The organism is Chelatococcus caeni (assembly GCF_014196925.1).
In the GTDB taxonomy this organism is placed as follows: domain Bacteria; phylum Pseudomonadota; class Alphaproteobacteria; order Rhizobiales; family Beijerinckiaceae; genus Chelatococcus_A; species Chelatococcus_A caeni.
This window is the reverse complement of the sequence record NZ_JACIEN010000012.1, coordinates 45,994-60,147: the sequence shown is the minus strand read 5'-3', so window position 1 is coordinate 60,147 and position 14,154 is coordinate 45,994. Positions and strand designations below refer to the sequence as shown.

The 14,154-nt window shown below is 60.5% G+C and carries 10 protein-coding genes; 4 read left to right on the top strand and 6 right to left on the bottom strand.

Annotated features, from left to right (window positions below):
* The coding region (locus GGR16_RS25625; RefSeq protein ID WP_246373331.1) for an MmyB family transcriptional regulator at positions 1–727 on the top strand (727 nt) is incomplete at its 5' end.
* 447 nt (positions 728–1,174) lie between these two features.
* A complete protein-coding gene (locus GGR16_RS25620; protein ID WP_246373330.1) occupies positions 1,175–1,774 on the top strand; it encodes a hypothetical protein in 600 nt (199 codons plus the stop codon).
* 173 nt (positions 1,775–1,947) lie between these two features.
* Here the strand turns inward: GGR16_RS25620 and GGR16_RS25615 are convergent, their stop codons facing one another.
* Positions 1,948–2,730, bottom strand: coding sequence for a DUF899 family protein (locus GGR16_RS25615; RefSeq protein WP_246373329.1), 783 nt, complete (start codon positions 2,728–2,730; stop codon positions 1,948–1,950).
* Positions 2,731–3,300: 570 nt separating this feature from the next.
* Between GGR16_RS25615 and GGR16_RS25610 the strand changes: the two genes are divergently transcribed.
* Complete coding sequence (locus GGR16_RS25610) at positions 3,301–4,572, top strand: integrase arm-type DNA-binding domain-containing protein (protein ID WP_183318999.1); 1,272 nt, start codon at positions 3,301–3,303, stop codon at positions 4,570–4,572.
* A 275-nt stretch (positions 4,573–4,847) separates the two neighbouring features.
* Here the strand turns inward: GGR16_RS25610 and GGR16_RS25605 are convergent, their stop codons facing one another.
* The 5 genes from GGR16_RS25605 to GGR16_RS25585 form a co-directional block, all read right to left on the bottom strand.
* The gene (locus tag GGR16_RS25605) at positions 4,848–8,846 is read right to left on the bottom strand and encodes an ATP-binding protein (RefSeq protein ID WP_183318997.1); all 3,999 of its coding nucleotides are present in this window, start codon (positions 8,844–8,846) and stop codon (positions 4,848–4,850) included.
* 107 nt (positions 8,847–8,953) lie between these two features.
* On the bottom strand, positions 8,954–9,685 hold the full coding sequence (locus GGR16_RS25600) for a DUF2971 domain-containing protein (RefSeq protein WP_183318996.1): 732 nt from the start codon (positions 9,683–9,685) through the stop codon (positions 8,954–8,956).
* Positions 9,686–10,142: 457 nt separating this feature from the next.
* On the bottom strand, positions 10,143–10,391 hold the full coding sequence (locus GGR16_RS26360) for a protein NO VEIN domain-containing protein (RefSeq protein WP_246373328.1): 249 nt from the start codon (positions 10,389–10,391) through the stop codon (positions 10,143–10,145).
* 638 nt (positions 10,392–11,029) lie between these two features.
* Positions 11,030–11,893 (bottom strand): hypothetical protein, encoded by an 864-nt coding sequence (locus GGR16_RS25590; RefSeq protein ID WP_183318994.1) that lies wholly within the window; start codon positions 11,891–11,893, stop codon positions 11,030–11,032.
* Positions 11,859–12,302: a very short patch repair endonuclease gene (locus GGR16_RS25585; RefSeq protein WP_183318991.1), complete on the bottom strand. Its 444-nt coding sequence runs from the start codon at positions 12,300–12,302 to the stop codon at positions 11,859–11,861. The genes GGR16_RS25590 and GGR16_RS25585 overlap by 35 nt, the downstream gene beginning before the upstream one ends.
* Before the next feature lie 253 nt (positions 12,303–12,555).
* Between GGR16_RS25585 and GGR16_RS25580 the strand changes: the two genes are divergently transcribed.
* Positions 12,556–14,151: an NERD domain-containing protein gene (locus GGR16_RS25580; protein ID WP_183318989.1), complete on the top strand. Its 1,596-nt coding sequence runs from the start codon at positions 12,556–12,558 to the stop codon at positions 14,149–14,151.
* The last annotated feature ends 3 nt before the right edge of the window (positions 14,152–14,154 follow it).

The following is a 14,154-nucleotide window of genomic DNA, read 5'->3' as shown; positions in this document are numbered from 1 at the left end:
AGCGCATCGACGTGTCCGAGGCCATGATCCACGTCGCCATGGGAAGCCTGCTGCTGCGCAGGATCAGCCACTGACACCATTCTCAAACGGACTCTCACGCGTGCTGAAGCTCGACGAGACGGAGCGCCGGCACCTCTTCCTGCTGGCCCACCAGCGCCCGCCCGTCCTTTCCGGCCGGCCGTGGTGCATTTTGCCGCCCCTGGCCCGGCGGCTGCTCGACGACCTGACGCGGCGGCCGGCCTATGTGCTCAACCTGCGCTGGGACGTGGTCGGCTGGAATGCCGCGGCCGAGCGCCTGTTCGAATTCGAGGCGCGAGACCCGGCCGAGCGCAACATGTTGTGGATGCTCTTCGCCGACGACCGCCTGCACGGCCGCATCCTGGAGTGGCAGGAGCAGGCGCCGCAGATCCTCGCGAGCTTCCGGCGCGACCTTGCCCAGGCCCCTGAAGACGAGGACATGGTGTCACTTGTCGAGACCCTGGAGGGGATTTCTCCGCAGTTCCGCGATCTCTGGACCCGCCACGATGTCCACGGCCGCTGCGAGGGGCGGCGCAGTTTCCTGGTCGACGGCATCGGGCCGGTGACCTTCGAGCATGCCACTTTCACCATCGATCAGGAGAGACACCTTCGTCTCGTCTTCTACGCGGCCGTTGAAGGACACGCGGCAAGCACCGCATTCGAGGCTTCGATGGCCGTCGATCAGGCCCTCAGGCCGAGCCCCTGCTGACGGCGGGTCCGAGACGGCGGCGTCGCCAGCCAGCCCGGCGCCCGTTGCGGAGAACCGCGATGGCCACGAAAGCCGCACGCGTCCGGCATGGCTCGAAGAGGGCCAGCCGAAAAGGAAAGGAAAAGCGTGGGCGGGTCTCGCCATGGGGCTCGCCAGGCGGTTCTCGTTCCCAACGCTGCGCATGCCAAAGCTCATCAAAAGCAGCGCTTCCGGAGGCGTCGAGATCTCATCTGCAGCGCGTCCAGCATTGCGGACACGCGCCGCAGCCCTCCGGGCTTGCGCTCCATCCGCTGTGCCTCTCGACCGGGCACCTACAGAGTGGATGTGGGCGGGATCGAGCACCTGGCAGAAATAGGCATCCCTTTGTCATTCCTGACAGGCAGGACCGTTGCTACCGTAGCGCCCGATCGCTTCAGCATCGACCGTTGCCGCAGATCAGGAGTGACAATGGACAACTCGTCATCATCCAGGCCGCCTGGCACACCGGTGACGGGATGGCGGTCTATCCAATGGTGGCCCGCATTGCTTGGGCTGGCCTTTGCGACCTTTCTTGCAATCGACCTCTTCAGCGGCGCAGAGCACGGCACGGACTTCGCTGCCGTCGTTGCCGCCTCCGGTCTTGTCTACCTGGCGGCGGCCTCGCTCGAAGTTCCGTGGATCTCCTGGCCGGTGTTCCTGCTGTCGGTGGCGGTCATCACCGTCGCAAGGCTCGGCCTGGTTCCCCTCGAGGCGACGTGGCTCATGCTGATGGTCGCCGGTTTCTTCGCCGCCTACGGGGTAATTCGGGCCTTGAGACGCCCTAATCACGACCTGCCGCTGCAAGCGACCGCCATGGTTGCCTTTGGCGGATCAGCCGTCCTGGCCCTCTTCGTCAATCCCGCCCTCGGAGCGCTATTGGTCGCCGCGGGACTGTTCGCCCATGCCGGTTGGGACGCCTATCACCACGTGAACAACAAGGTTGTGGTGCGCTCGATGGCGGAGTTCTGCTTCGTTCTCGACGGCGTGCTGGCCACCGCCATGGTCGTCGCAACGCTTCGAAGCGTATAACACCAACCCGCCGGTCAGGCCGTACTGTGGACCTCGGCGGGCGTGACCGCCGGGATCGACATGGCACTGGCGATGGTGGCGCGTGACCGCGACACGACAATCGCTAGCTGATGTCATGGTCCTCCAGCCTCCAATGCGATGCTTTCGGGTTGAAGGGTTCGTGCGGACGCGTCTCAGCTGCTCCCGCTGCAGCAACCATGTCCGTCACTGTTCGCTTCCGGATGGTCAGCCCCCAGATCGTCGGAATGACCCGCTTCCAAGCGCCGCCATTGAGAGATCGGCCGGCCGTCGCGACGAAACGGATGGTTGGTTTCGCCCCAGTACTGGGGCCAACCGGCGGGCGAGTCTTCAAAATCCTCCTGCCGTCCGTAAACAGTCAGGTCGAGCAGGCGGTAACTGTTGTCCATCGCCTCGACACCGCGACGGGTCGTCCAGTAGGTCTCGAAGATGTCCGATCCCTGCCGGAGGTAGCAGATGAGGTACATCAAGCCCTGCTGGCGCCCGGCGAGGAGTGTTCCGAGCGATGCATCCGGTACCGAGTACCAAGGCATCTCCCAACCCATGAACGCGCGATAGCGGACGCTCTCCTCATGAGAGCCCTGGCAGAACGTGGCGTAGGTAGCGTCGCGCGAATGGATATGGGAAAGCTCACGAACCTGGGTGGTGAAGAAGGTGCAGCCCTCGCATTGCTCCGGCGCGGGCCGGCCGTCGAACCACATGTAATAGTAGGCGACGAGCATTCGGCGGCCTTCGAAGGCATCCAACAGCGTCACCGGTCCGTTTTCGCCAATGAGCGGAACGGTGCCATCAACCTTCACCATCGGGAGCCGCCGACGGGCGGCCGCGATGGCGTCGCCTTCTCTCGTGTGGGCCTTTTCGCGCACGCGCAACGCGTCCACTTCGACCTGAAACGTGGCGCGATCAACAATCTTGGGAGCCCCGAGCTCGCCTTTCATTGACTCCACCATCGCTCTCTCCGTTTTTCTGCCCCTGCTGCGGCGGGCGCCTGCACCGTCGGCACGCGGACCACAAGCTTCCGCTGGCGGGACGCTAAAAAACGCATGAGATTCTAGCGTCCCGCCACTTGGCAAGAACGACAAATCTGTCCGGATTTCTGCCAATAGCGGGCTCAGCGCACGTCGGCATGCCGTTAGCCGCCGGGAAGGGCGAAGGGGCAGAGCCTTATCGGGAAACGCGTTCGGCCGCGTGGTGCCTTGTTGGTGTCTTCTCGACAAAAGACAAAGGCGGCGACCAGCGGTCGCGCTTACAAACCTTTGATGTTCGAGAGAAACTGGAGCGGGCGAAGGGATTCGAACCCTCGACCCCAACCTTGGCAAGATTGAGAAACTCTTGCGCCACAATATCCAGAAATGCGAAAATGCGCTACAAATCATATCGTTAGGCTGACCGCCATTCGCCACAACTCGCCACGATAGACCTAAATTTCCGCCTGCACTGCTTACATATTGCTTACATGGGTGCTATGATTAAGCCGTGTAAGCAGAACGATCAAGCGAGGAAGCGACGTGGCCAAGCTGACGAAGAAGGCCGTGGAGGCGCTGGAAGCACCAGCTACTGGGCAAGCATTCTTGTGGGATGGAGAGCTCAAGGGCTTTGGCGTCCGCGTGACCAAGGCCGGAGTCAAGACCTTCATCATCCAATACCGAAACGCTGAAGGAAAAAGCCGCCGTATCAATATCGGCCGTTTCGGCATCATGACCGTCGAGAACGCACGCGACGAAGCCAAGATCAAGCTAGGCGCTGTCGCTGCTGGCGAGGACCCCGCCGACACCGATGACGATCCCCACCATCAGGTCACGGTTTCCGATCTCTGCGATTGGTATCTCACGGAGGCCAGGGCTGGCCGCATCCTCGGCCGCCGCAACCGCCCGATCAAGAAGTCGACGCTTGCCATGGACAAGAGCCGTATCGAAACGCACATCAAGCCGCTGTTGGGCAAGCGCCTCGCCCATACCCTGAAGGTGGCCGACATCGAGGGGATGCAGTCCGATATCGTGGCTGGCAAGACGGCAAAGCCTCGAGGTAAGGGCCGAGGCGGCGTCACGACCGGCGGCCCCGGCGTTGCGTCTCGCGCTGTCGGAACCCTCCAGAGCATCCTTGGTCATGCCGCCCGGCTTGACAAGCTTGAGAGCCATCCCAGCCGCGGAGCGCGAAAGCTGGCCGGCAAGAAGAAGCAGCGCCGCCTGAGTGTTGCCGAGATTAAGCTGCTGGGCACAGCGATGCGGCACGCAGAGCGCAACGGCGAAAACCCGGTGGCGCTTGCCATCGTCCGGTTCCTGGCTCTCACGGGTTTCCGCATCTCCGAGGGCCAGGGCCTGCAACGGCCTTGGCTTCATGCGGACGCAGGTTATGTGGCGTTCCCCGACACCAAGGGAGACGCGCAGATCCGCGCGATCGGCCCCTCCGCCGCGAAGATTGCCGCCAGCCAGCCAATTCGAGGCAACAGCCCCTATGTCTTCCCATCCGACATCAGCGAGGGGCATTTCACGGCGGCTAAGGCCTGCCTCTTCAGGCTCTGCGCCAGCGTGGGGATCAAGGGGGTGACGCCCCACACGCTGCGCCACACATTCGGAAGCGTCGCCGGCGATTTGGGCTTCTCGGAGCTGACTATCCGCGCGCTTCTTGGCCATGCCGCTCAGAGCGTTACACAGGGCTACGTCCATATCGATGAGGCACTGAAGCTCGCGGTAACCCGAACCTGTGAAGAGATCGCCACTTTGCTCGACGCCAAGGAGGAGGCCGCACCGACCGCCCGAAACGATAGAGCAGCCGCTTAGTCGACATCCCAAACTACAGAAGGTTTGACGGAATAGCTTGCAAGCTATACGACGTTGGAGGCAAGTTTCATGCTGCCTTCGAAGGCGAGCTTCTCGGCTACGCTCCGCAGTGCGCTTCGCATTGATCACGGCCAGGTTGCTTGTCGACTGCGATCCACAGCGAGGGCGGTCTCGCGCCGATAGGCTCACGGTTCGAAACACGCCAACATGAGGGAGTTGCCCGCCTGCGGCAGGTGCGCCCTAGCCAACTCGCAGGCTCGCTACCGGTGAGGAGGTCAGTGACTGCCGGAACGAAGCACGCCGTGAACCCGCCAAAGCCGCTCAAGCGTCAGGTTATCGGCGCTGTGAACGGCGGAACCCAGCGAGATGCACACGGCCTGGCCGTTGAGACCTATATTCTCGAAGATGCGCGCGCCCGTTTCGATCCGTTGGCCGAGGCGCTTCAGATACCCGTAGCTCTCACCGCCGCTCCGAGCCGTTACGGCAACGATTCGCCCTTCCAGCGCCGTTAGCTTCGCGGGCGTGAGATCATCAACAGCCTCAAGCAGCACCGTGTCCCCATTCCGTATGACAGGATATGCGCTGTCCTCAACGATACTGGCCACCGCCAGCTTGCGGGAAAGTATGTCGCTGGCGCGCGCAGCAACTGCCTCGTCGCGCCCGGGAAGGTTTTGCGCATCGTAGAGCACGCCGACGATCGGCATGACGCGAGTTTCTGCCGTGGGGACGAGCAAGGCCGGCGGCACACGTTCTGTCCCGGAGCGATCCGCGGCAAGGATCGTTCGTGAAAGGTCCTTCTTGTCCCTATGAAACCGGCGCGCATAGATCTTGCTCCCATGAAGCGCAATGACCGGCTCGCCTTCCGTTGCATCGCGATCGAGCGAGACGATGACAACCTGCCCGGCCAGTGCAACCGAACCCAGCGTGGGACCGCGGATGACATACAGGGCAACGGCGCCGAGCGAGCCAAGGGACAGATATTCCTGGTCGCCGGTGACCGCGAGAATGTCAGCGGCGCTGCGCGCGGCCAAGGTGCCAAGCATCGGCAGGGGCGTGTCCGGCAGAACCATTGCCTCGGGCGCTGACGGTGCATCCGCCTGCACCAGATCGCGCTCCTCATGAGTGAGTCGTCCGAGAAAGCGCGCGTATGAGGCCGTGCAACTCCTCAGGAGGCTGTGCACACTCTCATAGACTTCATTCACGTCGGCAGCATCCTGCGGCGTGATCATGGACGGCTGATGATGTGCCTTGTTGATGATCTTGTAAAAAAGCGCGCTGTCTCGAAGCGCTTGGTGCGTGAGCAGCTTTTCAAACGGCGGTTCCTCGAAAGGCCGTTCTCCAGCATTCCTTGCGTGGCGTAGCTGGCCGAGCAGATCGCCAAGGGTCGGGGAGTGCATGACCAGGGGGTCAGTTGCGAGCAGGTTCCACAGCCTGTTTTCGATGTCGACCCGTACACATTTCACGAACTCCTGCGCCTTGGCAGAGTCGTTTTCGTCTTCGATCCAGCGATCCCGCCTTTCCCTGATTTCCTCGATAGCGGGGCTGAGCGATGCTGTAAGCCTGGATGACGACACAGGGTCGAGCCGCAGCGCCGTCCAAGTCGGCGCATCTTCGGCGCGGGAAGGGAGCTTGTCCTGCACCGACGCAACAAAGCGAATATCGTTCGACGCAATCAGCGGCCGCATCCCATGCGACGGCATCTTCGGCACTGTGGCTGCAAAGTTCTCGCTGTTAATTGGATCGAAATGAGTCTGGGGATCGTCGAGCAGAATGCAGCTTAGCCCGCCTGACTGAGTCCGCACGTGTTCCCACAGACCGAAAAGGAAAGCCCAAACGCACGCCCTCAAAAGCGAAGCGTTCATCACCTGATGCGCAGGCACGCGCATATCGCCCAGCCCGGCGCGAAGTCCAAACCCTCCATCTTCGCCTGGCTCAAACCCTCCATAATCCGGACCGCCGCGATAGTGCGGCCGGTAGATATTGCCCAGCCAGGTGCCGGTGTCGCGATCAAGCGTATTGATGAGCCCCGAAACCCGTTCATAGACCAGTGCCGGAAACTCAAGAAAAGGTTCCACCGCATCCGCCGCCCGTTCCAGCAACTTCAGCCGTTTCTCCTCGGCTTCCCACGCCTGTCGCACCCGCTCGAGCTCATCAAGCTGACGTATGAGCGAAAGGATTGGGGATGCGTTTTGAACGCCGCGCCGGATCGCTTCAATCTGATCGCGTAGCGAGCGTTCCTGCGGCTTTGCCTGTTCCCGTTCGGCAGGTATTTGGTCTTCGGCGGATTGCGGGGCGCCGACATAGCGCACCATCAACTGCTTCAAGACATCGCCCGCTGCCGCCCGGTGTGCGCGCAACATCAAAGCGTGGACGATGGCGGCAAGCCGCTTTTGCAGCGTACTGCCTGCAAAAAGCTCGGGAAGTTTGCTGTTCGCCGGCTGCGGCGCATCCGGCAACGGGTTCTCCCTTGCCGCTATCTCCCAGACCGCCTGAGCATTCCTCTGAAGCGGCTCCAGGCGGCCGGAGAAAGCCCTGTGTGCAAGTAGCTCGTCAACATAGCCCTTGCGAACAATGGCCAGCAGGGTATCCGGCAATGCCTTGTCAGCGAAACCCCGCAGGCTTTCGGGCAGAGCGTGCAGCAAGGAGGCCGCCTCGTCACGTTCCCATTCCGAGGCGGTCTTCGCGATATCGCTGTCAGCTTCGCGGCACTTCTCCAGCGCCGCCTTCACCGACATATCAAGCAACGCGTCGGGAGGAACCTCGTCAAGGTCCGTTCCGCAAACCGGGCAGTTCACCACATCACTGTCAGGGTGAGCGTTCTTATGCCAGTCGGCCACGCGCGCATACAGGCGCCAGCGTGTCGCCTGACGCTCATCCTCCAGCCGGGTCGCAAGCGCTCGCGCTCGCGCGAGAATATCCTCCACCGCCTTTAGCGCGTCAGATGCCTCTTCTTCGGAGATTTCTGAAAGGGAGAGGATCGTTCCAATCGAGGGCAGCTCCCGCAAAGCGCCACCCTTCAAACGTTCGGCAGCCGCATCAAGGGCGCCGGTCATGGCGTCGGCATCCTGCTTTGAGGTCAGTTCCACACGGCGGCCCAGGATGGTTTCCATCGTGGACATCATTTCGCTCTGCAGTTCCTGCAAAGCTTTGCGCGCGGCAGCGATGGAGGAGGCGCAGCCCGCCTTGTTCTCGCCTTCTCCTTCTTCCTCCCCCGGCATCAGAATCCTGGGCGGCGTTCCAAGATCGGAACGTTCCTCCCAGTTCTCGACAAGCGTTTGAAGACGGCTCGCAAAATCGCTTGTCTTCTGATCGCGGGCCTCTTCCGTCGTGCGTTTCTCGGCATTCCGCAGGCGTCCGACGAGCCGCGTTGAACGGTGCCCGAGCTCTTCAAGCGGCTTTAGTCCGGTTAGCTGCGAAACGGCCTGCGTGAAGTCGGTCTTCTCATCGAAGCGCATATGTGCAGCAACGCCTGGCATCAACGTGCCTACCTCAAGCGCCAGCGCCGGGATACCGAGCGCGTCCAGCCCTTCTACGGGAGCCGTCAGCTTCTTGCCCGACACTTGCACCCTTCGCGTCACGCTGCGGATTTCAGCCGTGTCTTCGCGTTTAAACGTCAACCTTACCCAGGTATCGAGCTTCGGCTGATCGGCGAGCTTTTCAAGATTTTCGGCAGAAGGGATAGGAACAATCGGCGGAATGGCTATTTCAGGCCGGTTATCACCCTCGCCAATTGCTTCGCTGTCCGCGGTCCATTCGACCGCCATGGGTTCGTGCACCTCATGCGGCATATGCTGCGACCGCAGCGCCTTGCCCGTCAGGCACCAGATCACCGCGCTCAACAATGCGGTCTTACCGGCACCGTTGAACCCGCTGACAAGCGTAATTTCCCTATTGATATCGAGAACGAAGTCATCCGGGTCTTCGCCGTTCGGACCCAGGTGGCGGTGGAGTCCGCCGAACCGATGCGCCTCAACACGTTCCAGATGCCAGATCGGCCGGGCGCCCGCCGAACGCGAGGTCCTGGCCGTCGCGGCCGGCAGCTCCGCTTCGAGCGCCGTAAGGAGCCCTTCGACTTCCTTTGCCTGAACGGTGCGATTCCGCGGCCACAGATCGCGATTGCGCCCATAGAACGCAAACGCTTTACGCTTGTCGTCTGTATCGAGCCGGAAGGCATCTTCATTCGCACGGTGAACCGGCACGCCCGCCGTCAGTAGCCTGACAACTTCATCCAGGCTGTAATCTTCAAGACGTATCGGTTCAGGCTGGTCGTTCATTGCGTTAGCCAATCATCATGGAGCTCATTTTTCTGAATCTCCCCCGGTTGCCAGACTATCCGGATTCTCGGTGAGAACAAAGCAGCAACTTTCAAAGGTTCAGCTTGTTACCCGATCGGGAAAATCATGTCCTTCGGCGGTGCGTAGAGCAGTGACCTCATAATCCGCCCCTTGAAGCCGGTGCGCCTGCGGATCTCGTCCTTCACCTTGTTCACGTCAGAGAGCGGCAGGCGCGGGTCGATCATAATTTGGTCGATCAGTGCGTGCGGATCGACCGAGTAGGCATAGATGTCCTGCTTTCCCTTATTCTTCTCCAGATAGAGAAGCCGTACCTCACGCTCGTGGATGAAGGCGTTGCGCTTGACCAGTAGCGTTTCGGCCAGCGCGCGGACGTGCAGGCCACCGCGGAACACCTTGTTGCCGAATTCCACCAGCTTCCTGTCGCCCATGTACTGGACCTTGCCGATGAAAGCTTGCTTATGCGCCCAGTCGCCAAGCGGGGCCTGCAATCCGGTGAGGAGGTTGCGGATCGTGGTGCGCACCCGCACGCCGGTCTTGTCGGGCGAATAGATACGCCAGATAGCATCGGAGCTGGTCTGCCGCGTCCAGCATTGCCCGTAGAAGTCGTTGTTGAATGCGAACTTCGCGATCGTGCCATCAGCAAGCCGCGCGGGGGCGTTCAGGATGAAATTCTCGAACGGGTCATCCCATTTCGAGGGCCGGACCAGCACGTTCTGCTTGTTTGCGAACAGTTCGTAAAACCGCCCGAGCGGCATCACGCGGTAGATATAGCCGTCAAACTCGGTGGCTTGTAGATTGATATAGTTCTTCGTATTCATCGCCCCCTCCCAGCGTTCTAATTTGCCGTGTATGTATTCGGCCGTAAAGCTGCGAGTGCCCCGGCGCCCCTGCCGGCTAGTTGATCTTCGGTGATGAGCGGTTTGGCCACGATCGCCTCCATTCAATCTCGACCTCCGGTCGAGAGCGAGAACGCCCACCCGGTGCAAACCCGGGTCGGGCTCTACAGTGGCAAGTGCGGGGCTGATTTGATCACGCGGCGGCCGTCAGAGTTCCGATGCTTATCGGTGCGAAGAGGGATGGATGGAGGGGGTGGCAAAGGTGGTGGCGAGTTCCTCCGGCTCGGATATTCAAGTGCATCACGATGCGCTCGGCAGTTATCTGCAGGAGCCGGCAATAGACTCAAACGAAGCTCGCCTGAAACGTCATCGCCGTCAGTGAGACGTGAGCATCCAATGGCGGATATAGCTCGAACGCCTTCGGCTCGCGCGAGAAGTTCTAGAGCCGGAACAAGCACCATTCGGCGCGCTTCTCCTCGGCAACCGCCAGTTCGTTGCGCGTGACGTGAAAGGGTGTGCGTTCCCAACCGTTCGTCGTCTTGACCTCGATCAATCGAGACCGCCCGTCTGCCGAGAAGCTTGCGATGTCGTAACCCGCACCGTCTCCATCTTCCTGCGACACCCATCGTATCTTGCGTGCTAGATCGTTTCGGCCCGCGTTGGTCAGCGAGGCATGTTCATGAGCCAAGACACGTTCTTCTCCCGCTCGACCGAGCGCGCGATTGCGCTCGTCCCTACCCGCGACATCGAACTTTCGGGCAATGTGTAGCGTCTGCTCCAGTTCCTGCGGCGGCGGCTGAATTCGAAAGCGTGGGTGGCGGCCCGACCCAGAGCGGTGATGTCTCGCGTAGCCCGGAGTCTTCGCGTGCGGAGGGCCTTCTGGCAAACCAACCCGGATTCTGCGCCAGCCAACGCACTACTGCATCGATCAGAGACGTCTGGAAGTGGAAGGCCGGCCGGTAGCCAGGAATCCAATCCTCGCCAAGCCCCTTGAGCACTGCACTGATGTTCTGGTGCTTGAACTCGATCGACTTTCGGGAGCGGTCGATCCGCTCTTGTAGTCGTCGGTTACATTCGGCCTTGCTATAGGACCGGCCGGCGACGTCGTCAGCGAGCATTGCGAAGTAATCCGCGACGATCAAATCGTTCTCTTCATCTGTCCAGGGCTCGTTTGCATCACATCAGACTAGAGGTGAGAAGCTACTGAGTCATCTACTGTTTCCATCGTACACTGAATTTGTCGTCGCAACCTCGCGCGTCGCCGTATTCTAATTTGCTAAATTCTTTTTATGCAAAGATCGTCCGATGAGTTTCCAACGCGAAAGCTTACGATGATGGCCGCCAATAGCGAATTGCCGGCACCTCTGCACCGATGGCGTTGAGAGCAAGTGAAAGGTTTTGATGCGTCCAATCCAGTTTCTTGTCGGCGGTCATCAAGCCCTCGTAATATGTACCATATACTGCGAAGCTCAAATCGATGAGATCGTTTCTTGCGCGGTCGAGCCGTTTCGGAGTTTGATTCCCGTTCTTGACCCACCAGAGCAGGTAAATGACGATCGCAAGCGAGTAGCGGTAGAGATAGGCTTGCGTTCTGAGTTCTTCGGGCGCCGGGCAGGTGGAATCCTGGTCACCCCCCGATAGCGTCTCCCATATCTGATCAGCGGCTCCGAAGATCGACGAGAACATCTCCGGCGTGTATCGCGTATTCCTCCTGATGATGCGAAGGTGCTGAGGCGTAAACATTTGCTCGGCCATCTCCGGCAACGAAACCAATATGTCGTGGGCACCTTCGAGCATTCCGGAAAGCGCATTTACAGCGCCGGACCAAAGTCGTTCTAACTGAGCGCGAACCCCGGGCTCGTCTCGGTCCGGCCCGTCCAAAATGGCGACCATTCCTCGAATCTGATGCGCCACGTCGGAGCGCTGCATTGAGGAGGTCATATTCGGGGTTCGAGGATCGATTTCCACGATTTCCTTTCCCGGTTTCAAGACGATGACCTGTTCCGGGAAGTCACCGATGACGGACATCCCAGCCACAATCGCTTCGATCGATTCCTGCTTGTACAGCTCGAACCAAACGAAGTCCGGTAGAACGGCAAAATTCGCGGCTGATGCATTGAGAAACAGCCTGAGATCCTCCGACTGCAGCATGCTGCTATCGATGACCAGGCGCCGCATTAGCTTCATCATCGCCGATGTCCCGAAGGACCGTGAGTTCGCTCGCGCTCGTCGGCGGCAGTGCCGACATCAACTTTGCCACGAGCGTGTCGGTCGACCTGGCCTCACATTCCCAAATGGTGAGTACCCGCCAACCCATCACTCGGAGCGCCGCTTCGTTTTCGCTATCACGCATGACGTTTCGCTCGAACTTCGCCGCCCAGAACTCGGCTCGCGTCCTGGGCGTCGTCGCCTTCTTGCAACCCGGATGCCGGTGCCAAAAGCAGCCATGCACGAAGATGGCCAAGTTGTGCTTCGGCAGCACGATGTCCGGCGAGCCCGGCAGGTCACGGCGCTGGACGCGAAAGCGATAACCAGATGCATGCAGGAGGCGCCGCACGGTCATTTCCGGTCCGGTATTCTTCTGCCGGACGGCACGCATGATGCGACTCCTGATCGGGTCTACTTCCAAGATCAGTCTCTCTCAAACGGTGTGAAGCGATCGATCACCATGAATCCCTCCTGAGATTCGCCGATCCCGTCGTCCTGCCCGAACGTCGCGGCAGCCGCAGACCGACCTCCGATCGATTTTCGTTTGGCCAACCGCTCCACGACCCGCAGCCTCAACTTAATAGTAGTTCTTTGAAACTGATGTCTTCTTGGACTCGTCGCCAGCGCTTATAGAATTGATTTCCATGGCTATCACTATCTCATATCCAGTCGCCGGTTACGATCCTCAGTCCGAATTGAAGGTCCACGCCGCACTAAAGGCGCTTTCGGACGACTGGCACATCATACATTCCGTGGCGTGGCTCGGCCCGCGAGGCAACCGGCTTGCCGATGGAGAGGCTGATTTCGTGCTCCTCCATCGATCCTTTGGCATCGTAGTATTGGAGGTGAAGGGCGGCGGTGTCGATCTCCGGAATGGCCGCTGGGTTTCCGAAGACCGTCATGGTCGAGTGAACGATATCAAAAACCCTTTCGAGCAGGCGACCACGTCGAAAGTGAACCTGCACAAGTGGCTGAGAGGCCGTTTGGGCCTATATGTCCCGACTTGCCACGCCGTCGTGTTTCCCGACATCACCTACTCGCTCGAACTCGGGCCCGCCGCACCGACCGAAATCGTCATCGACGGTCGAGGACTGTCGGATGTTCACATCTCCCTCGCACGCGTTCTCGACCATTGGCAACAGAAGGCGAGCTTGTCCGCGGCCGACACGACCAGAATCGTCGACGCGCTCGCTCCGACCGTTACAGTCAGACGGACGTTGGCCGATGCCGCTCACGACGCCGACGCCGGACTCCTGCAATTGACCCAAGGTCAGGTTCGGGCCTTCGCGATGACCCGAAGGACCCCCAGAGCGGTCGTGTTCGGAGGCGCCGGCACCGGGAAGACGGTATTGGCTTGCGAAAAAGCGCGTCAGCTCAGAGACGAAGGCAATAGCGTCCTGCTGACGTGTTTCAACGAACTGCTGGCACGCCGACTGGCTGCCGATCCCTCGCTCCACGACATAAGAACCGCGACCTTTCACTCCCTTTGCATGACAGCCGCTAAATCGTCAGGAGTGCCGATACCGAGAATGCCGGATTCGAACTGGTGGACAGGCGACGCGCCATTGGTACTTCTTGAAGCCATGGAGAGGAATGGTCTGACCTTCGACGCCATCGTGGTCGATGAGGGGCAGGACTTTGCCGGGAGTTGGATCGAGGTACTGGAGGCGCTTTGTAGTGCCGGTCCCGACGCGCCCTTTTATGTATTCGCTGATGAACATCAGCGCCTTTGGGACCGGGACTGGGTGCCGGATGCGCAACGTTTCAGACTCGATCTCACCACCAATTGTCGAAACGCACGACCTATATCGGAACGCGTGGCGGTAATCGCCGGCTTTGATGTCGACGACTTATGTATCGATGGACCACCGGCCAAATGGTCGGACCTAACCAGGGTGCCGGATGCGCCTCGTCTCGTGCAGCGTATCGTCGAAAAGCTGCTCGCAGAAGGGTTCGAAAAGCGCGACATCGTCGTTTTGTGCGAGACTGCGAGCCTCGTGGGAAGGCTCAGGGAGATGGCCGTCGCCGACTCTGGATTTTGCCCCTACGGTGGCTCCGGAGTGGTGGCCGAAACTATAGGCCGATTCAAGGGCCTGGAGGCCCTTGCCGTGGTCCTCGCCCTTGACGGGGATACGCCCGAGCCGCCCGACCGAAATGCATATGTCGGCTTCAGCCGTGCTCGGGCCTACTTGAACGTCCTTGGTTCGCCCTCCCGAAAGGCTTCCGTAGGATGGAGGTGACGC

Bases quoted from the DNA above. Each gene is read 5' to 3' on its own strand.
- GGR16_RS25620 (WP_246373330.1), top strand. From the start codon at position 1,175: ATGGACAACTCGTCATCATCCAGGCCGCCTGGCACACCGGTGACGGGA.
- GGR16_RS25615 (WP_246373329.1), bottom strand. From the start codon at position 2,730: ATGAAAGGCGAGCTCGGGGCTCCCAAGATTGTTGATCGCGCCACGTTT.
- GGR16_RS25605 (WP_183318997.1), bottom strand. From the start codon at position 8,846: ATGAACGACCAGCCTGAACCGATACGTCTTGAAGATTACAGCCTGGAT.
- GGR16_RS25600 (WP_183318996.1), bottom strand. From the start codon at position 9,685: ATGAATACGAAGAACTATATCAATCTACAAGCCACCGAGTTTGACGGC.
- GGR16_RS25590 (WP_183318994.1), bottom strand. From the start codon at position 11,893: ATGATGAAGCTAATGCGGCGCCTGGTCATCGATAGCAGCATGCTGCAG.
- GGR16_RS25585 (WP_183318991.1), bottom strand. From the start codon at position 12,302: ATGCGTGCCGTCCGGCAGAAGAATACCGGACCGGAAATGACCGTGCGG.
- GGR16_RS25580 (WP_183318989.1), top strand. From the start codon at position 12,556: ATGGCTATCACTATCTCATATCCAGTCGCCGGTTACGATCCTCAGTCC.